This window comes from Bacillus sp. JJ664, from assembly GCF_036962205.1.
In the GTDB taxonomy this organism is placed as follows: domain Bacteria; phylum Bacillota; class Bacilli; order Bacillales; family Bacillaceae_G; genus Gottfriedia.
This window is the reverse complement of record NZ_JBALMS010000040.1, coordinates 13,553-33,202: the sequence shown is the minus strand read 5'-3', so window position 1 is coordinate 33,202 and position 19,650 is coordinate 13,553. Positions and strand designations below refer to the sequence as shown.

General features: G+C 33.7%; 20 protein-coding genes and 1 other annotated feature. Of the genes, 19 read left to right on the top strand and 1 reads right to left on the bottom strand.

Annotated features, from left to right (window positions below; translation table 11 throughout):
* Positions 1–84: 84 nt before the first annotated feature.
* The 19 genes from icd (at position 85) to rplT (ending at position 18,623) form a co-directional block, all read left to right on the top strand.
* The gene (gene icd / locus V7056_RS06990) at positions 85–1,368 is read left to right on the top strand and encodes an NADP-dependent isocitrate dehydrogenase (RefSeq protein WP_499700567.1); all 1,284 of its coding nucleotides are present in this window, start codon (positions 85–87) and stop codon (positions 1,366–1,368) included.
* A gap of 31 nt (positions 1,369–1,399) precedes the next feature.
* Positions 1,400–2,338 (top strand): malate dehydrogenase, encoded by a 939-nt coding sequence (gene mdh / locus V7056_RS06985; protein ID WP_499700534.1) that lies wholly within the window; start codon positions 1,400–1,402, stop codon positions 2,336–2,338.
* A gap of 153 nt (positions 2,339–2,491) precedes the next feature.
* A complete protein-coding gene (locus tag V7056_RS06980; RefSeq protein WP_499700532.1) occupies positions 2,492–2,962 on the top strand; it encodes a MaoC/PaaZ C-terminal domain-containing protein in 471 nt (156 codons plus the stop codon).
* A 360-nt stretch (positions 2,963–3,322) separates the two neighbouring features.
* Positions 3,323–4,039 (top strand): winged helix-turn-helix domain-containing protein, encoded by a 717-nt coding sequence (locus V7056_RS06975; protein WP_430509575.1) that lies wholly within the window; start codon positions 3,323–3,325, stop codon positions 4,037–4,039.
* Positions 4,032–5,780 carry a two-component system histidine kinase PnpS gene (pnpS, locus tag V7056_RS06970; RefSeq protein ID WP_499700531.1) on the top strand — a complete coding sequence of 583 codons (1,749 nt, stop codon included), beginning with the start codon at positions 4,032–4,034 and terminating at the stop codon, positions 5,778–5,780. The genes V7056_RS06975 and pnpS overlap by 8 nt, the downstream gene beginning before the upstream one ends.
* Positions 5,781–5,997: 217 nt before the next feature.
* The gene (locus tag V7056_RS06965) at positions 5,998–6,171 is read left to right on the top strand and encodes a DUF4177 domain-containing protein (protein WP_499700529.1); all 174 of its coding nucleotides are present in this window, start codon (positions 5,998–6,000) and stop codon (positions 6,169–6,171) included.
* 265 nt (positions 6,172–6,436) lie between these two features.
* Positions 6,437–9,070, top strand: a complete 2,634-nt coding sequence (gene polA / locus V7056_RS06960; protein ID WP_499700527.1) for a DNA polymerase I — start codon at positions 6,437–6,439, stop codon at positions 9,068–9,070.
* Positions 9,071–9,090: 20 nt separating this feature from the next.
* Complete coding sequence (gene mutM, locus V7056_RS06955) at positions 9,091–9,924, top strand: DNA-formamidopyrimidine glycosylase (RefSeq protein WP_499700525.1); 834 nt, start codon at positions 9,091–9,093, stop codon at positions 9,922–9,924.
* 58 nt (positions 9,925–9,982) lie between these two features.
* Positions 9,983–10,633 (top strand): sporulation membrane protein YtaF, encoded by a 651-nt coding sequence (gene ytaF / locus V7056_RS06950; protein ID WP_499700523.1) that lies wholly within the window; start codon positions 9,983–9,985, stop codon positions 10,631–10,633.
* An 80-nt stretch (positions 10,634–10,713) separates the two neighbouring features.
* On the top strand, positions 10,714–11,307 hold the full coding sequence (coaE, locus tag V7056_RS06945; protein WP_499700521.1) for a dephospho-CoA kinase: 594 nt from the start codon (positions 10,714–10,716) through the stop codon (positions 11,305–11,307).
* Between the two features lie 101 nt (positions 11,308–11,408).
* Entirely contained in the window at positions 11,409–12,434 is a 1,026-nt protein-coding gene (locus tag V7056_RS06940; RefSeq protein WP_499700519.1) for a glyceraldehyde-3-phosphate dehydrogenase, read from the top strand.
* Positions 12,435–12,767: 333 nt separating this feature from the next.
* Entirely contained in the window at positions 12,768–13,154 is a 387-nt protein-coding gene (speD, locus tag V7056_RS06935; RefSeq protein WP_088002927.1) for an adenosylmethionine decarboxylase, read from the top strand.
* 184 nt (positions 13,155–13,338) lie between these two features.
* Entirely contained in the window at positions 13,339–13,809 is a 471-nt protein-coding gene (gene nrdR / locus V7056_RS06930) for a transcriptional regulator NrdR (RefSeq protein ID WP_499700517.1), read from the top strand.
* A gap of 36 nt (positions 13,810–13,845) precedes the next feature.
* Positions 13,846–15,267, top strand: coding sequence for a replication initiation and membrane attachment family protein (locus tag V7056_RS06925; RefSeq protein WP_499700515.1), 1,422 nt, complete (start codon positions 13,846–13,848; stop codon positions 15,265–15,267).
* A gap of 12 nt (positions 15,268–15,279) precedes the next feature.
* Positions 15,280–16,221 carry a primosomal protein DnaI gene (dnaI, locus tag V7056_RS06920; RefSeq protein ID WP_499700513.1) on the top strand — a complete coding sequence of 314 codons (942 nt, stop codon included), beginning with the start codon at positions 15,280–15,282 and terminating at the stop codon, positions 16,219–16,221.
* A gap of 105 nt (positions 16,222–16,326) precedes the next feature.
* A complete protein-coding gene (gene ytxC, locus V7056_RS06915; RefSeq protein ID WP_499700511.1) occupies positions 16,327–17,160 on the top strand; it encodes a sporulation protein YtxC in 834 nt (277 codons plus the stop codon).
* Positions 17,161–17,294: 134 nt separating this feature from the next.
* Positions 17,295–17,420 (top strand) — a sequence feature (ribosomal protein L20 leader region).
* 77 nt (positions 17,421–17,497) lie between these two features.
* On the top strand, positions 17,498–18,001 hold the full coding sequence (infC, locus tag V7056_RS06910) for a translation initiation factor IF-3 (protein ID WP_499700510.1): 504 nt from the start codon (positions 17,498–17,500) through the stop codon (positions 17,999–18,001).
* Between the two features lie 23 nt (positions 18,002–18,024).
* Entirely contained in the window at positions 18,025–18,225 is a 201-nt protein-coding gene (gene rpmI, locus V7056_RS06905; RefSeq protein WP_088042981.1) for a 50S ribosomal protein L35, read from the top strand.
* Positions 18,226–18,266: 41 nt separating this feature from the next.
* The gene (gene rplT, locus V7056_RS06900; RefSeq protein WP_499700507.1) at positions 18,267–18,623 is read left to right on the top strand and encodes a 50S ribosomal protein L20; all 357 of its coding nucleotides are present in this window, start codon (positions 18,267–18,269) and stop codon (positions 18,621–18,623) included.
* A 156-nt stretch (positions 18,624–18,779) separates the two neighbouring features.
* Here the strand turns inward: rplT and V7056_RS06895 are convergent, their stop codons facing one another.
* A complete protein-coding gene (locus V7056_RS06895; RefSeq protein ID WP_499700506.1) occupies positions 18,780–19,601 on the bottom strand; it encodes an MBL fold metallo-hydrolase in 822 nt (273 codons plus the stop codon).
* Positions 19,602–19,650: the final 49 nt, after the last annotated feature.

The window sequence follows — 19,650 nt, the reverse complement described above, 5'->3', positions numbered from 1 at the left end:
TGTTTGAATAATGGTATAGTAAAGAGAGGAAGAGGAATCTTCCTCTCATAAGTATGTAATAAAGTATTTATTCAAGGGGGAGCAATCATGCAAGCTGAAAAAATTACATTAGTAAATGGCGAGTTAAACGTTCCAAACAATCCAATTATTCCTTTTATTGAAGGAGATGGGACAGGCCCAGACATTTGGACAGCATCTTCACGTGTATTAGATGCAGCTGTTGAAAAAGCATATAATAGCACTCGTAAGATCGAGTGGAAAGAAGTATTAGCTGGTGAAAAAGCATTTAATGCAACTGGCGAATGGTTACCACAAGAAACTTTAAACACTATTGAAGAATATATGATCGCTATTAAAGGACCTTTAACGACTCCAGTAGGTGGCGGAATTCGTTCATTAAACGTGGCTTTACGTCAAGAATTAGATCTTTTCGTATGTTTACGTCCAGTACGTTACTTTGAAGGTGTACCTTCTCCAGTTAAACGTCCTGAAGATACTGACATGGTAATTTTCCGTGAAAATACAGAAGATATTTATGCTGGTATTGAATACGAAAAAGGTTCTGAAGCAGTTCAAAAAGTTTTAGAATTCTTACAAAAAGAAATGGGTGTTAATAAAATTCGTTTCCCTGAAACATCAGGTATCGGAATTAAACCTATTTCTGAAGAGGGAACAAAACGTTTAGTACGTGCTGCAATTAACTATGCAATTCAAGAAAACCGTAAATCATTAACACTAGTTCATAAAGGTAACATCATGAAATTTACTGAAGGCGCATTTAAGAACTGGGGTTATGAAGTTGCAGAGCAAGAATTCGGTGATAAAGTATTCACTTGGGCTGAGTATGATCGCATTGTAGAAACTAGTGGTAAAGATGCTGCTAACAAAGCAATGGAAGATGCTGAAAAAGCTGGCAAAATTCTTGTAAAAGACAGTATTGCTGACATTTTCTTACAACAAATTTTAACAAGACCACGTGAGTTTGATGTAGTAGCTACAATGAACTTAAATGGTGATTATATTTCTGATGCACTTGCTGCTCAAGTTGGTGGAATTGGTATCGCTCCAGGAGCTAATATCAACTATGAAACTGGACATGCAATTTTTGAAGCTACTCATGGTACAGCACCTAAGTATGCTGGATTAGACAAAGTTAACCCATCATCAGTTATTTTATCAGGCGTATTAATGCTTGAGCACATGGGTTGGAATGAAGCTGCTTCAATGATCTTAAAATCAATGGAGAAAACAATTGCTTCTAAAGTTGTAACTTATGACTTCGCTCGCTTAATGGATGGTGCAACTGAAGTGAAATGCTCAGAATTTGCAAATGAATTAATTTCTAATATGGAATCAGTTCTTGTATAATTAAAGAGTAAACATAAGGGAGGTATTTAACATGTCAATTCGTAGACGTAAAATTTCTGTAGTAGGTGCTGGATTTACTGGTGCTACAACAGCTTTCTTGCTTGCTCAAAAAGAATTAGGGGATGTAGTAATTGTAGACATTCCTCAATTAGAAAATCCTACAAAAGGTAAAGCGCTTGATATGCTTGAAGCAAGTCCAATACAAGGATTTGATGCAAACATCATCGGTACAAGCGATTATGCTGACACAGCAAACTCAGATGTGGTTGTAATCACAGCTGGAATTGCTCGTAAACCAGGTATGAGCCGTGATGATTTAGTTTCAACAAACTCTAACATTATGAAGGCAGTTACTCGCGAAATCGTTAAGCACTCTCCTAACTGTACAATTGTTGTATTAACGAACCCTGTTGATGCAATGACATATACGGTATTCAAAGAATCTGGTTTCCCAAAACATCGCGTTATTGGACAATCAGGTGTTCTTGATACAGCTCGATTCAGAACTTTCGTTGCACAAGAATTAAACTTATCTGTTAAAGATATTTCTGGTTTCGTTCTTGGGGGACACGGTGATGATATGGTACCACTAGTGCGTTTCTCTTACGCAGGTGGGATTCCATTGGAAAACTTAATACCAAAAGAGCGATTAGATGCAATTGTTGAACGGACTCGTAAGGGTGGAGGCGAAATCGTAAACCTATTAGGAAATGGTAGTGCATACTATGCACCAGCTGCTTCATTAGTAGAAATGGTTGAAGCAATCCTTAAAGATCAACGCCGTGTATTACCAACTATCGCTTACTTAGAAGGTGAGTATGGTTATAAAGGTATTTACTTAGGTGTTCCAACAATCATCGGTGGAAACGGTATTGAGCAAATTATTGAATTAGATTTAACGGCTGATGAAAAAGCAGCATTAGATCGTTCAGTTGAAGCAGTAAAAAACGTTATGAACGTTTTAGCTTAATAGTTACGAAAAGGCTTGGTGTAAAACCAAGCCTTTTTATTATTTATAAATATAAAAATAAAGTAGATTTATTGGGTAAAATGTAAATAAAAGCAGGAATATCGACAGTGTTTATAGAATTTTTAAAATATTAAGATAAACAGGGGGTTCAATATGTTAACAAAAAGAGCAAAAATCGGACGAAAACTTGAAGAATTATCAATTGGTGAAAAGTTAATTGTTACAGAACACATAGAAGAAAAACATATTTATTTATACCTCGCATTAACTGGAGATACAAACCCTTTATATACAGAATATAATTATGCATCACAAACAAAATTCCAGAAACCGATTGTTCCTGGTGTTTTAATTAGTGGGATGGTATCAGCAGCAGTGACAAAGCACTTACCTGGTCCTGGTAGCCATGAAATAAAAAAAGAAATGGAATATCATCATCACTTACACCATAATGAAACAATTTCAATTCATTTCGAAGTAGTGGATATCGATTTGAAAAATAATAAAGTATCATTAAATGTAAGCGTTTTAAATAAATCGCAACTTAAAATTGCATCAGGTAATATTACAGTTATTCCACCAACAGTAGAGCAATCAAATAGTCTTTTATACGATAATTTTTAAGAGGAATGTCAGACTTTCCACCAAACGCTCGCATTCTTCGTAGAATCGCCTGCTTGCGGTGATGATTAGCTTCTAATGTAACTACGACTCTTGCCAGGCTTCACACCTTGAAGGACAAGCGTTTTCAATCGAGTCTGAATATCTATTTTTTATACTTTGTCTGAAAGAATGTCATGCGACATTCTTTTTTTTGTATTTTTATAATATAAAAATGGCCATTACTATCAATAAATTTTTCACTACTAGGGAAAATAAAGAATAAGTATTTAAATTTACGTAATACAAAATTTTTAGTATGATTAAAAAAGATAAAGAGATAATTGGATGAAGGTTTTCTAATAAAGCCTGGAGGAATTTGTAATGAACAATAAAATTCTTGTAGTAGACGATGAAGAACATATCTTAACTTTAATTAAGTTCAACTTAGAACAAGCTGGATTCCAAGTTGTTACAGCAATCGATGGGGACGAGGCATTGCAAAAAGCAACTGATGAAAAACCAGAATTAATAGTGTTAGATTTAATGTTACCTAAAAAAGATGGTATGGAAGTATGTAAAGAATTACGTCTACAAAGAAATACAACACCGATCTTAATGGTTACAGCAAAAGACGATGAATTTGATAAAGTTCTGGGCCTAGAACTAGGTGCTGATGACTATATGACTAAACCATTTAGCCCTAGGGAAGTTGTAGCAAGAGTTAAAGCCATTTTAAGAAGAAGTAAAATTACTGAAACTCCGGTTGAAACGAATGATGAAACTGATACATTAATTATTGCAGATTTGAAAATATTACCAGAGTACTATGAAGCTTATTTCCAAGGACAAATTTTAGAATTAACCCCTAAGGAATTTGAGCTGTTATTATATTTAACGAAAAATAAAGGTAGAGTTTTAACAAGAGACCAATTATTAAGTGCGGTTTGGAACTATGATTTTGCAGGAGATACACGAATTGTAGACGTTCATATTAGTCATTTAAGGGAAAAAATTGAGCAAGATTCGAAAAAACCACAATACATAAAAACAATTAGAGGATTAGGTTATAAACTAGAGGAACCGAGATTCAATGAGTAAACTGAATCAGAAATTGCTTTATGGTTTATCAAGTATTATCATCGTTATTTTAATGATCCTAGGAGTAATCCTTGGTCAGACTTTTAAGTCATTCTATCTGACAAGCTATGACCAAAGAATTGAGAAAGAGACTAATTTAATTGCTTCTTTTGTTGAATCTACTCCAAATGAAATTACCGTAAAAACGATGGACAGTATTTCAGAAGACTTGAATATTGAAGTATTTTTATACGATGATCAAGGTCATTTAGTTGCAAAATCTAATAACGAATTCAAACTATCGAAGAGTACGCTAGCATCCTTCTTTAAAAATTTGGATAAAAGTAATGAAGCCATCAAACTAAAACATGAAGATGATAGTGAAAAATTCTACGGTAAAAAAATAGTAAACAATGATGGGGATACGCGCTACCTCCTAATTGATTACTCAATTAAATCAATAAATGAAGTTTATCGTAGTATTTGGATCCTATTAATTTCCTTATTAGGTTTTGTTTTAATGACAATTATTGTACTAGTCATTCGATATTCTCATCAATTTTCTAAACCAATTGATGACATTACACAAGTCGCTATTGAGTTATCTAAAGGGAATTATAAAGCTAGAACATTTACCGAAAGTAATGAAACAACTACAATGTTGAGTCAATCAATGAATGTATTGGCAAAAAATCTCCAAGAAATGACGACTCAACAAGAAATGCAACAAGATCGGTTAAATACACTTATTCATAATATTGGTAGTAGTGTTGTACTCATAAATAGTAGAGGACATGTAAATCTTATAAATAAAACATATAAAGAAGTATTTAAAGTTGAGTCTAGAAGCATCATTGGTGAATTGTATTACGATGCATTTAAGCATAAAGAAATCGTTGAAATCGTGGAAGAAATTTTTCTAAAGGAAGTAAAAGTAAGAAAGCAAATTATCTTACCACTTTCAATTGAAAGAAAACACTTTGAAGTTTACGGGGCACCAATCATTGGCATTAACCATGAGTGGAAAGGGATCGTTCTAGTTTTCCATGATATTAGCGAATTGAAAAAACTTGAACAGGTACGTAAGGATTTCTTCGCGAATGTTTCTCATGAGCTTAAAACACCAATTACATCAATAAAAGGTTTTACAGAGACTTTACTTGATGGTGCAATGGAAAATGAAGAGCTGTGTAAAAATTTCTTATCAATTATTTTAACTGAAAGTGATCGAATGCAATCATTAATTCAAGATTTATTAGATCTTTCAAAAATTGAACAACAAAATTTTAAATTAGATAGAGAAGATGTATCTGTAAAACTCATTATTGAAGAAGTTCAGCAGATGCTAATTCAAAAAGCCGAAGAAAAGGATATTGATTTTGCACTTTATTTAAAAACGCCGTTAGTAGTAAATGCAGATGCACTTCGATTAAAACAAGTTTTTATCAATTTAATTGATAATGCAATCCATTATACTCCTACTGGCGGTAAAGTTTTTATTACAGCTTCAGAAACAAATGAGCAAATTGTTGTACGTGTAAATGATACTGGAGTTGGAATTGGAAAAGAAGAAATATCTCGTATTTTTGAACGTTTTTATCGAGTTGATAAAGCGAGAAGCAGAAACTCTGGAGGAACGGGGTTAGGCCTTGCAATCGTAAAGCATCTTGTTGAAGCTCACAAAGGGAAAATTGAAGTTGAAAGCAAGCTAGGCCATGGTACATCATTTATTGTAACGCTGAATAAACATATTAATTATTAACAATTTACAAGGATTTTACAGTAGATTTAATTATCGTTAATATAAAATTGTTATAGTAATGATGAAAACCCCTTCATCCAAGGAGTTAGAATGAAACCGAGAGCAGGCAATGCTCTCGGGATTTTTTTGTTTACTTTTTTTTACACTTTGTGTTGCTATTACTTTCCTTAAATTTGGGGAAATTATGATTATAAGAACTGAGTGTGGAGGGTTGCCCATGTACGAATATGAATTTGTTAAAGTTAACACTAAATCCTCAAACCGTCATTATTATGATGTAGTTGGTAATTACGCGAAAAGTGGTTGGCGATTGCATCAAGTATTAAATAATCAAAAAGCACTAGAAGGTGCGAATGTCGAATTAATTTTTGAGAGAGAACTACACGATTAATAAAGAGGAAGTTCTAAGATTTTATTTCTTAAAAGAAGTGCACTCCTTTGGAGATTGACTTTTTTGTAAAATAAGATTCCTTAGACTACCTCTTTTTCATTTGTGATCAGTTCATGGTAAAATATAGTTAAAATGAATAGAGCAGGAAAAGAAGGAATTCGCGCATTAAGAGTAGTTAAATGCGAGTTAAAACGCGTAACTCTAAATCATTTTTTATGATATAGAGAACGTCTTACTCATTTCTTAGTGATATGGAGGATTTATTTTGAAAAAGAAACTAATACTGATTGATGGAAATAGTATTGCATATAGGGCCTTTTTTGCTTTACCACTTTTGAGTAACGATAAAGGTGTACATACGAATGCAATTTATGGTTTTACAATGATGTTAATGAAAATTCTTGAAGATGAAAAACCAACTCATATGCTAGTTGCGTTTGACGCGGGGAAAACAACTTTTAGACATAGTACGTTTAAAGAATATAAGGGTGGAAGACAAAAAACGCCACCTGAATTGAGTGAGCAGTTTCCACTAGTGAGACAATTATTAGACACATATGGAATTGCACGATATGAATTAGAAAATTACGAGGCTGATGATATTATAGGTACCTTGGCTCAGCAGGCTTCAAAAGAAGACTATGAAGTAAAGGTCATTTCGGGAGACCGAGATTTATTACAACTTGTAGATGAGCAAGTTACAGTCAGTATGACGAAAAAAGGGATTACAGAGGTTGAAGAATTTACACCTGCAGCAATTTTAGATAAATATGAACTGACACCTGAGCAAATTGTTGATATGAAAGGTTTAATGGGTGATAAGTCTGATAATATTCCCGGGGTTCCTGGAATTGGTGAAAAAACGGCGATTAAACTTCTAAAACAATTTAAAACTGTTGAAGGCGTTTATGAAAATATTGATGAAGTAAGTGGTGCAAAATTACTTCAAAATTTAAGTGAAAACAAAGAACAAGCATTAATGAGTAAAGAATTAGCTACAATTAATACAGATTCACCGATTGAATTAACGGTGAATGATACGCTACGACCAGACGCTGAAATGGACAAGGTGGCGGAATTTTTTAAATCACTTGGATTTACATCATTACTTACAAAATTAGGCGTATCGCTTGAAAATGAACCAACAGAAGAATTAGAAGAAATCAAGTTTGATGTTCTTGAAACAATTAGTGAAGATCACTTAAGTAATGATTCTAGCTTAATTGTTGAGATGGTCGGTGAGAACTATCATACTGAGGTAATTCAAGGGTTTGGTTTATCAAATGAAAAAGGTCATTTCTTTATCCCCACACCTGTTGGATTAGAATCAGATGTTTTTAAAACATGGCTAGAGGATGATCGAGCGAAGAAAAATGTTTATGATGCTAAAGGAGCATATGTGGCTTTAAAGTGGAAAGAAATAAGTTTAAAAGGCGTAGATTTTGATCCACTACTTGCTTCTTATATAAACGACCCGGCACAGTCAAATAAAGAATTCTCTGATTTGATTAATGGAAAAATAAATTTTTCAATTCAAACAGCAGAGTCAATTTACGGTAAAGGGGCTAAACAAGCACAGCCTGCTAAAGAATTATTAGCAGATTATGTTGTTCGAAAAACAATCGCTATTAGTAAGTTGAAGGAATCACTAGAAGAATCGCTTCGTAAAAATAGCCAATATGAGCTTTTAACAGAATTAGAGCTCCCATTAACGTTTATTCTTGGAGATATGGAATTTGAAGGTGTGACTGTTCAAGAAGAAACACTTAAAAAGATGGGCACTGAACTGGCAAGTAAATTAAAAGAACTTGAAGAGAAAATTTATGAACTTGCAGGTGAAAAGTTCAATATAAATTCTCCGAAACAATTAGGTATTATTTTGTTTGAAAAGCTTCAGTTGCCTTCAGGTAAAAAAACAAAAACCGGATATTCAACTTCAGCAGATGTACTTGAAAAATTAGAATCCGAACATGAAATTATTAGAATGATTTTACACTTTAGACAAGTAGGTAAATTGAATTCCACTTATGTTGAAGGTTTATTAAAGGTGATTAATACAGCTGATTCGAAGGTTCATACACGATTCAACCAAGTATTAGCACAAACTGGTCGTTTAAGTTCAATTGATCCAAACCTTCAAAATATACCGATTCGTTTGGAAGAAGGAAGAAAGATTAGAAAAGCATTTGTTGCTTCAAAGAAAGACTGGGTCATTTTTGCAGCGGATTATTCACAAATCGAATTAAGAGTTCTTGCGCATATTGCACAAGATGAAAATCTAATGGAAGCATTTAAAAATGATTTTGATGTTCACACAAAAACGGCAATGGATGTATTTCATGTAAATGAGGACGAAGTAACGAGTAATATGAGAAGACAAGCGAAAGCAGTAAACTTCGGAATTGTGTATGGAATAAGTGATTATGGGTTATCTCAAGGGCTTGGCATTACTCGTCGAGAAGCTTCAATCTTTATTGAAAAATATTTTGCTAGTTACCCTAAAGTCAAAGATTATATGTCGGATATCATTCAAAAAGCTAAATTAGATGGATTTGTTAGTACGATTTTAAATAGACGCCGTTACATTCCTGAAATCACAAGTTCAAACTTTAATGTTCGAGGTTTTGCGGAACGAACTGCAATGAACACTCCTATTCAAGGAAGTGCAGCGGATATTATTAAAAAAGCGATGATTTTATTGGATGAGCGCTTAAAATCTGAAAAGCTTCAAGCTAAATTAATTTTACAAGTACACGATGAATTAATTTTAGAAGCGCCAAAAGAAGAGTTAGCTATTTTAGAAAAACTAGTACCAGAAGTTATGGAACATGCTGTTGAGTTAGTTGTTCCCTTAAAAGTGGATTACAACTCTGGTGAATCATGGTTTGAAGCAAAATAAATAGAATGGAAGTAGTGTAAATGCCAGAACTACCTGAAGTTGAAACGGTAAGAAGAACGTTATTTGATTTAGTCGTTGGAAAGACGATCTCTTCAGTAATTGTTTCATGGGAAAATATCATTAAACAACCTAAGGATATTGAAGAATTTCAGTTATTATTACAAGGACAAACTGTTGAGGATATTCATCGCAGAGGAAAATTTCTTTTATTTCAGCTCAAGGATTTTACTCTTGTTTCACACCTGAGAATGGAAGGGAAATATCGCGTCTTTCCAGCTGATGAACCTGTCGCAGCACATACTCATGTGAGATTTTTATTTGATGATGATACAGAGCTTCGCTATCAAGATGTACGTAAATTCGGTACTATGCATTTGTTTGTAAAAGGTGAGGAACAATTCCAGCCACCATTAACTAAGCTTGGCCCAGAGCCTTTTTCAGATGAATTTAATGCTGACTATTTGAAAATGAAGATTGGCCAGTCAAATAGAAAAATAAAAGTTGTTTTATTGGATCAGGAGTTAGTGGTTGGTCTGGGGAATATTTATGTTGATGAAGTATTATTTAGAGCTGGTATTCATCCAGAAACGATTGCATCAGCATTAAAGCCAAAACAAATTAAAGAACTTGCAAGGATTATCACTGAAACATTACAGGAAGCTGTTGATCTGGGTGGGAGTACGATTCGATCTTATGTTAATTCGCAAGGTAAAATTGGTACCTTCCAGGAGATTATTAAAGTTTATGGCCGTAAAGGTTTAGAATGTGTAAATTGTGGTCAGCAAATAGAGAAAATAACAGTTGGCGGAAGAGGTACTTCGTATTGTCCAAACTGTCAGCCTAAAAAAAATTAACATACGGTTCCTCTCTTTCATACTATAACGTGAGTACGAAAGAGAGGAGCCTATTTTTATGGTAAATATGCTATCATTAATTCTACTAGCATGTGCATTAAGCCTAGATAGCTGTAGTGTTGGTTTCACATATGGGCTTAGAAAAGTTAAGATCCCTATGAAATCAATTATCACAATTGCAATTTGCTCAGGGATTATTTTAATGACCTCGATGGGGATTGGCCATGCGGTTACGAATTTTTTCTCACCAATCATTGCGAAAAGAATTGGTGGATTTGTACTAGTTTGTATAGGCTTATGGGTGTTATATCAATTTTATCGATCAAATAAAGGGTCAAACTCAGTTATTGAGGAAAAAAATGATTCTGAAGATACAATTATCAATTTCGAAATTGAAGTGCTCGGAATTGTTGTAAAAATACTCAAAAAGCCTACAGCGGCAGACTTAGATCGTTCTGGTAGTATTAATGGATTAGAAGCGATGTTATTAGGCTTTGCACTATCACTTGACGCGTTCGGAGCTGGTATTGGTGCATCAATGCTTGGATTTTCACCATTATTAACAGCCGCCGTAACATCAACCGCGAGTGCGCTATTTTTATTGTTTGGTATGAAATTAGGAAATGTTCTATCACAAAATAGTTGGCTTCAGAAATTAACGTTTTTACCAGGTGTATTCTTGATTTTACTAGGATTAATGAAGATGTAGTGAATGCAATCTGTTAGAGTGTACCCGAATGGAGTTTCTTCCATTTGGTACCTCTATAACTTTATGAGGAGAAGATAGTAATGGGAAAAGTTTTTGGATTAACTGGTAGTATTGCTAGTGGGAAAAGTACTGTTTCAAATTTTTTGAAGGAATGTGACATACCAATTGTCGATGCAGACATCATTGCAAAAGAAGTTGTTGAAAATGGACAACCTGCCTATAAAAAAATTATTGAGGCATTTGGCCCTGAAATCGTCCTACAAAATGGAGAGATTAATCGCCCTCTTCTTGGTGGTATTATTTTTAATGACAAAGAAAAGCGCTTACTATTAAATAGCATTGTACATCCAGAAGTTAGACGAGTTATGTTAGAGCAAACCAATACATATTTAGCAAACGGAGAGTCTCTTGTCATTATGGACATACCGCTATTATATGAAAGTAATTTAGTCCATTTAGTTGAAAAAGTTATTGTTGTTACAGTAAATGAAGAAACACAGTTAAATAGATTAATGAATCGAAATCATTTAACAAGAGAAGAGGCAATCAGTAGAATTTCATCACAAATACCTGTTAAAGAAAAAGAAGCAAGAGCAGATTTTGTAATCGATAATAATGGAAATCTAGTTGAAACAAAAAAACAAGTAATGGACTTATTAAAAAAAATAAAATAATTTATAGAAATAATGTAAATAGTTTAACCAAAATCCGCGTTATGTGTTATACTAATTAAGGGGATATAATAAATCAGTATAACTTAATTGGGGGTTTACTTATGGTAAATGTAGCAATAAATGGATTTGGTCGAATTGGACGCATGGTTTTCCGTCAAGCAATTAAAAATGCAGATTATAACATCGTTGCGATAAATGCTAGCTATCCAGCTGAAACTTTAGCGCATTTAATTAAATATGACACTGTTCATGGGAAATTTGACGGTGAGGTTGTAGCGAATGCTGATCACTTACTTGTTGATGGAAAACGTGTCGACCTAATTAGTGAGAGAAATCCAGAGTTACTTCCATGGAACGAACTAAATGTTGATATCGTAATCGAAGCTACTGGGAAATTTAATGATGCAGAAAAAGCAAAAATGCACTTAACTGCAGGAGCTCAAAAAGTCATCTTAACTGCACCAGGTAAAAATGAAGATATAACTGTTGTAATTGGTGTAAACGATGAAAAATTAGACTTAGAACAACACAATGTGATTTCAAATGCTTCTTGTACTACGAACTGTTTAGCGCCAGTTGTCAAAGTATTAGATGAGCAATTTGGAGTTGTAAATGGATTAATGACGACAGTTCACTCATTTACAAATGATCAAAAAAATATAGATAATCCACATAAAGATTTACGTAGAGCGCGTGCTTGTAGCCAGTCAATCATTCCAACAACAACTGGAGCAGCTAAAGCACTTTCAAAAGTATTACCTCATTTAGATGGTAAATTGCATGGTATGGCATTACGTGTACCAACACCAAACGTATCACTTGTAGATTTAGTTGTTGATTTAAAAAGAGAAGTAACAGTTGCTGAAATAAATGAAGTATTTGAAACAGCTTCAAAAGGTTCAATGCATGGAATCATCGAATTCTGTAATGAACCATTAGTTTCAATTGATTTTAACAGCAATACACATTCTGCGATTATTGATTCACTTTCAACAATGGTGATTGGTGGGACAAAAGTGAAAGTATTAGCTTGGTATGATAATGAGTGGGGTTATTCTAGACGTGTAGTTGACTTAGTGTCAATTGTTGCTGCTAAAATTTCTAAGCTTGAACCAGTTCAAAACTAAGAATCGTAATTTCACAAACTAATGTAAGCGAATACAAAAGACTAGTTGATTTCATAATCGGCTAGTCTTTTCGAAGTTTGCAAGAATGCTGGGCACTCGGGCAAATAGCTTGTATTATACATATTTTTTTCACATTTAAACTAGTAAATTACAAAAAAATGAAATTTATCTTGCAATTCAAATTTAAAAAAAGTATACTAACTTTCGTGAACTTCTAAAAGTATAACTAATTACTTAAAGGGTTAGGACCTCTTTGGACTAACTTTCCCCCGTGGTAGTTGATCATACTTTTGCAATAGGGGTCATGTAAAATTATTTAAGGGGGAAATGAATATGGATACTATGGGTCGTCACGTCATTTCGGAATTATGGGGTTGTAACACAGAAAAATTAAATGATATGAAATTTATTGAGGAAACTTTTGTTGATGCTGCATTACGTTCTGGTGCAGAAATTCGTGAAGTTGCTTTTCACAAGTTCGCTCCTCATGGCGTTAGTGGTGTCGTAATCATTTCAGAATCACATTTAACTATTCACAGTTTTCCTGAGCATGGTTATGCAAGTATTGATGTTTACACTTGCGGTGATAGAATTGATCCAAATGTAGCTGCAAACTATATCGCTGAGGCTCTTGAAGCTGATACGCGTGAAAATGTTGAGCTACCTAGAGGAATGGGTCCCATTCAAGTTAATAAAGTAAAAGTTGTTAGTGGTAACTAAAAAAATGGAGAGAGGTGATTATTCACCTCTCTTTTTTGTCTATAAAAATGGATTATTCTCCTTATGCTTGTCGCAGCTGAACAGTCGCCTCCACATTTCATACTTTAGTTTATTTGAATTTTGTTATAGTATAGAGTTATAATAGTCTGTTTAACAAAACTGTGTTTGGAGTTGAAATGAAACGATGAGATGTCCAACATGTAATTATAATGGGACAAGAGTACTTGATAGCAGACCTGTGGATGAAGGTCGATCAATTAGAAGAAGACGTGAATGTGAAGAATGTCAGCATCGTTTTACTACCTTTGAACGAGTAGAAGATAATCCTATTTTAGTTGTTAAAAAAGAGGGAGCTCGTGAGGAGTTTAGTAAAGATAAGATGTTAAGAGGTCTTATTAAGGCATGTGAAAAACGCCCTGTATCATTATCTCAACTTGAAGGCATTATTAATAATATAGAAAAAGAATTAAAAAATAGTGGGACATCTGAAGTTCCAAGTGAAGTTTTAGGTGAGATGGTTATGGATCATTTATCTAAAGTTGATGAAGTTGCATATGTTCGATTTGCATCAGTTTATCGTCAATTCAAAGATATAAATGTATTCATTGATGAATTAAAAGATTTAATTAACAAAGAGCGAGGTAAGGACGAATAGTACTTCGCTCTTTTGATACAAGAAAGGATTGTTTGAATGTCTATTGAAAAGCAACATTGGATGGATGTTCTGCCTGCAGATCCATACACGGTATTGGCTGCAGGATATTTACATAATTTTCACAGACAGGTTTTAACGATGTTGTATCAACCAATCATTGGTAGCCAGGCATTAAGCTTGTACATGACTTTATGGAGTGAATGTGAACAAACAGACCTCAATCCAAATAATTTAACACATCATTCTTTAATGCTTGGGATGAGAACAAATTTAAAGACAATTTATGAGCAAAGGTTAATGTTAGAGGGAATCGGTTTACTTAAAGTGTATGAAGGGTCTGAAGAAGGTACTAAGAAGTTACTTTATGAACTTCAATCTCCGCTTGATCCCCATTCTTTTTTTGAAGATCCTATATTAAATATCTTCCTTTTCAAAACAATCGGTAAAACTCAATATCAACGAGCGAAAAACTTTTTTAGTAGACAAACGTTTTCCAAAGAGGGATATCGTGATATTTCTAGTTCATTTGATTCCGTTTTTCAAACTGTTACAATGGAACAACTACATGAAATACAAAAGAATAATGAGATCACTCAAAGTGAAACGCAGAATACTAGGTTGTTAAAAGAGCAGCAGCCATTAAAAATTTCTGTCAAAATGGAAGAGTTTGATTATGATTTATTTTTAGATGGTTTATCTGATTCATTTGTTCCAAAACGATCTTTTACTGTAGAAGTTAAAGATACCATTTTAAAGCTAGCTTTTTTATATGGCATTAACCCAATTCAAATGAAAACGATTGTCATGCGTGCATTAAACGATGAAAATAAAATTAATACTGAATCACTGCGTTTAGAAGCAAGAGAATGGTATCAATTTCAACATCATGAAGCATTGCCTACGATTGTTGAGAAGGTTCAACCAATTCAGCATAGAGAACTGAAAGCAGAACCAACTACACAGGAAGAAAAACTAATTCAATGCTTTGAAACAATCTCACCTCGCCAATATTTAAAAGAAATATCTGGTGGTGCAGAGCCAAGTGAGGCAGATTTAAAAATTATTGAAGAGATTATGATTGATCAAAAGTTACTTCCTGGAGTAGCAAATGTATTAATTGACTATGTGATGATTCGTTTAGATAAGAAGTTGTCTAGAAATTATGTTATTAAAATCGCAAGCCATTGGGCAAGAAAAGGTGTAACAACAGTAAAGCAAGCGATGGATCTTGCTCGAAAAGAATTTGAAGAGACAAGACAAGGTGCAACAGCTGCGAAGGCAAGAACAGGTAATAGACGAAACAAAGCAATTCGTACTGAAATCGTACCTGACTGGTTACAACCAAGTGAAGCAAGTGTAGCTCCGAAAACTGTAGAGACAAATGACACTTCGGTTGATGAAAAACGAAAACTATTAGTAAAAGAACTTGAGATGTATAAAAATAAGAAAAAACGGTAACGGGAGGACGAAATGGAACCAATTCAAAACGCATTCTCTGCATTAATGAAAAATAAACAATTCCAAAATACATTTGAAAAAATGCGACATGAAGTCCGCAGTCACCCAAAAGTTGCACCATTTTTAATTCAAAATAAAAATGAAATTACAGATGAAATGATCGATAAAAGCTTAAATAAGCTTTATGAGTATATAGGTCAAAGTGTTGAATGTCATGATTGCCCAACCTTTGAAGGATGTAAAAATTTGGTTCAAGGCTATCATCCGCATCTAATCATACAAGGAAAAAGAATTGATGTTCAGTATGATCGATGTCCAAATGGTTTAAAGAATGATCAACGTAAGAAGCATGAATCATTAATTAAGTGCCTGTACCTACCTAAAGATGTGCTCCAAGCTTCAATGTCTAATTTATCAACAGAAGAAGATGGGCGCCTCGAAGCAATTATAGCTGCTGATCAATTTGTTAAAAATTTTGAAAAAGGAAAAATGATGCAAGGGCTATATTTACACGGCCCATTCGGCGTAGGGAAAACATATATCCTTGGTGCTATCGCAAATGAATTAGCAGAAGAAGGAATTTCATCAATGCTTGTGTACTTGCCTGAGTTTTTACGTGAATTAAAAAGCTCAATCAGTGAAGGGACATTAGAAGAAAAAATACAAGCTGTTAAAAAAGTTGAAGTATTGATGCTCGATGATATAGGGGCAGAACAAATGTCAAGTTGGGCAAGGGATGAAATACTAGGTACGATTCTTCAATATCGTATGCTTGAAAAATTACCTACATTTTTTACTTCAAACGCAGATATCACTCAATTAAAACACCATTTGACATATTCACAACGTGGAGAAGAAGAACAAGTAAAAGCAGCCCGCATTGTAGATCGTGTTAATTATTTAGCGAAGCCAATTAGGATTTCTGGTTCAAATCGTAGACATATCACATCATAAAAACAAAAATGCCGTAAAATCACGAATCAAAGTGATTTTACGGCATTTTTTAATTCTCTTCTTAATATATATAGGACTAGGTGGTGCTTGAAAGGGGGGAACAGGGTGATTGAAATTTTTTTCAATGAACCCATTGATGCAGCTTATGTCTACGACCGATTACAAAAACGCTTAAAAAATCAATCGAGACCATACTTTCTAAGAAAACACAAAATGAATACAATATTAATTACTTTTCCTCAAAATACTGAAGAGTTAATAAAAAGTATCTTAGTGCCAACGCTAGTACAATTTATTTTACTTCAAAAAGAAGATAAGTGGATTCAATCCATTTTACATACATCTTTTTTCTATGAGGAAGTTGAACAACAGCAAATCATTCCAATTGCACAGTCATTATTACGAGGGACAAGAAGAAGTGTACCAAACCAAAAGAAAATACGTAAGAGCAAGCAATTGATTACAAACGCAATTATTCAATATGTAAAAGATGGAATAAGCTTTAGCTTTGATTCGTTCATTACATTCCGTTTAAAAGAGTATAATAAGCAGCTTGCTTATGTATGTGAAATCGCGATCGATGAATACAAATTAGAAAATGAATATCAAAACCTAATTGAAAATTTAAGACAACTAGTTTTAAAATCAGATTCACTAATCCCTAATGTTCATATTGTATATGATGGGAAATTTAGTGTGTATGATCATTTACTCTTACCAATCTCAAAAGAGTCATTAAGAGAGTATGGTAAAGGAGTCAAAAACAGGGAATACATTGATAATGAATTGATTGTACCATTAGCTGCCATTGCACCCAAAAGAATTCATTTATATACTGCCACAGTAGATTTAGCATTAATTGTTACATTACAAAATATCTTTCAAGAACGGGTGCACATACATACTTTACAAGACTTTACACAAGAAAAATCGAAATGAATTTTATGAAAATAAAAAAATGATTGTCATAAATAAGTTTCTTTGCTATAATAAATTTCGTTGCGAATAAAACATACGAATCTTGACAACATCATGTCGCTATGTTATAGTAACGTAAGAAAAGAATACTTATTTGTTTGAAGTAGAAGCACCCGCTTCTCACCTGGATGACGCTGTAGGCTGTTGTCAGGTAACAGAATCATTATTACTTTGATACTGTCAGTGTGGGTGTATTTATATACCCACACTTTTTTATTGGGTTTGAGGTTTGCTTCAATAAAAACAAATTAAGGTAATTCTTACAATACCCTGGAGGTGTTTTACTATTAGCAAAGACATGATGGTAAACGAAGGAATTCGTGCACGTGAAGTTCGTTTAATTGGTCCTAACGGAGATCAACTTGGTATCAAGACTAAACAAGAGGCTCTTGAGTTAGCTTCAAATGTAAACCTTGATCTAGTAATGGTTGCACCAACGGCAAAACCACCTGTATGTCGTATTATGGACTACGGAAAGTTCCGCTTTGAGCAACAAAAGAAAGACAAGGAAAGCCGTAAAAACCAAAAAATTATTAGCATGAAAGAAGTTCGTTTAAGTCCAACAATTGATGAACATGACTTTAACACAAAACTTCGTAATGCAATTAAGTTCTTAGAAAAAGGCGATAAAGTTAAAGCGTCTATTCGATTTAAAGGACGCGCTATTACGCATAAGGAAATTGGACAACGAGTACTTGATCGTTTCTCAACTGCTTGTGCAGAAGTTGCAACTGTTGAGTCACACCCTAAAATGGATGGTCGTAGTATGTTCTTAGTCTTAGCACCTAAAAACGAAAAGTAATTTATTTGAGGAGGAAACACGATATGCCTAAAATGAAAACTCACCGTGGTTCAGCAAAACGTTTTAAAAGAACTGGTTCTGGTAAATTAAAACGTAATTCTGCTTACACAAGCCACTTATTCGCTAATAAATCTACTAAAGCAAAACGTAAATTACGTAAAGCTTCATTAGTAAGCAAAGGCGATTTCAAACGTATTCGCTTCATGCTTACAAACATGAAATAAGAACGATAACGGATTAGATAGATATCTAGGAGGGAAACAATATGCCAAGAGTTAAAGGCGGTACAGTTACACGCGCTCGTCGTAAAAAGGTTATTAAATTAGCAAAAGGTTATTACGGTTCAAAACATACATTATTCAAAGTTGCAAACCAACAAGTGATGAAATCACTTATGTATGCATACCGTGACCGTCGTCAGAAAAAACGTGATTTCCGTAAATTATGGATCACTCGTATCAACGCGGCTGCTCGTATGAACGGTCTTTCTTACAGCCGTTTAATGCACGGTTTAAAATTAGCTGGTATCGAAGTTAACCGTAAAATGTTAGCTGATATTGCAGTAACAGACGAAAATGCATTTGCTGAATTAGCGAACGCTGCAAAAGCTAACTTAAAATAATAACATTAAAAATCCTTAACATGTATATGTTAAGGATTTTTTGTTTTTTTATTAGACTTTCAAGCTGAAACTTATCCGTTTAGGTTGTAAGTAGTTTATTGCGTATTATAGGTTGTGTGGTCTTTTTATTGAGAGTACTTCGCATACTCCTTTTTATTAAGAATGACAATACTCACTTCTCATATTTTTAACATTGCATTCATGACAAAACTTCGTAAATGTAGACGGGAATAAAAATTCTTTCTCTAGAAGACTGATCGCTTTTTCATCTTCCATTTTTACAGCTTGTTGAAGGCGAGTTAAATAATCTTTTGCAAAGGCAAAGCGATTTAATGCGTCTTCCTTTGACTCAGTTACTTTACCGTGACCAGGTATCAATAATGAAAATTGCTTGTTTGTAATACATTCAAATGCCTTTTCTAATGTTTCGTAATAACTTTTCACACTATCAAAAACGATTGGAAGCTCGAAATCAGATAAATAATCCCCTGTAATCCAAACATCTAACTGATCGACATAAAGGAATAATCCATCCTGCGTATGACCTGGTGCCAGATAAAAAACTAAAGATGTATTCCCGACTTTAATTGTTTGACCATCCTCGGTGATAATCAAATCAATTTCAGGAAAAAGAATCGGTTCAGTATGTTGGATATAATTATCTAAATAGAACTGTTTAATTTTCCCAACTTTATTATCCTTTTCAGGGTGATTATGTAGATTGATACTTCCGATTGTAGTAGCATCTGGGAAGGCGTGGTAACCAATCACATGGTCAAAATCCCCATGCGTAAAATATAAATAAATAGGTCGTTCCTTTCTAATCTCATCTACATACTTCCTAATTTCATTAATTTCATTTGGAAGCCATGTTGGATCAACTACTATGATACAATCCTCTGTTTCAACAACAGTTGAGTTCGTTTGAAATAATGCACTTTGAAAAACGGTTACGTGTTTATTTTTAAAAAGTATCATTGAATTCTCCCTTTTATCTGTATTTTGAAATCATCGATATTTTCATTTT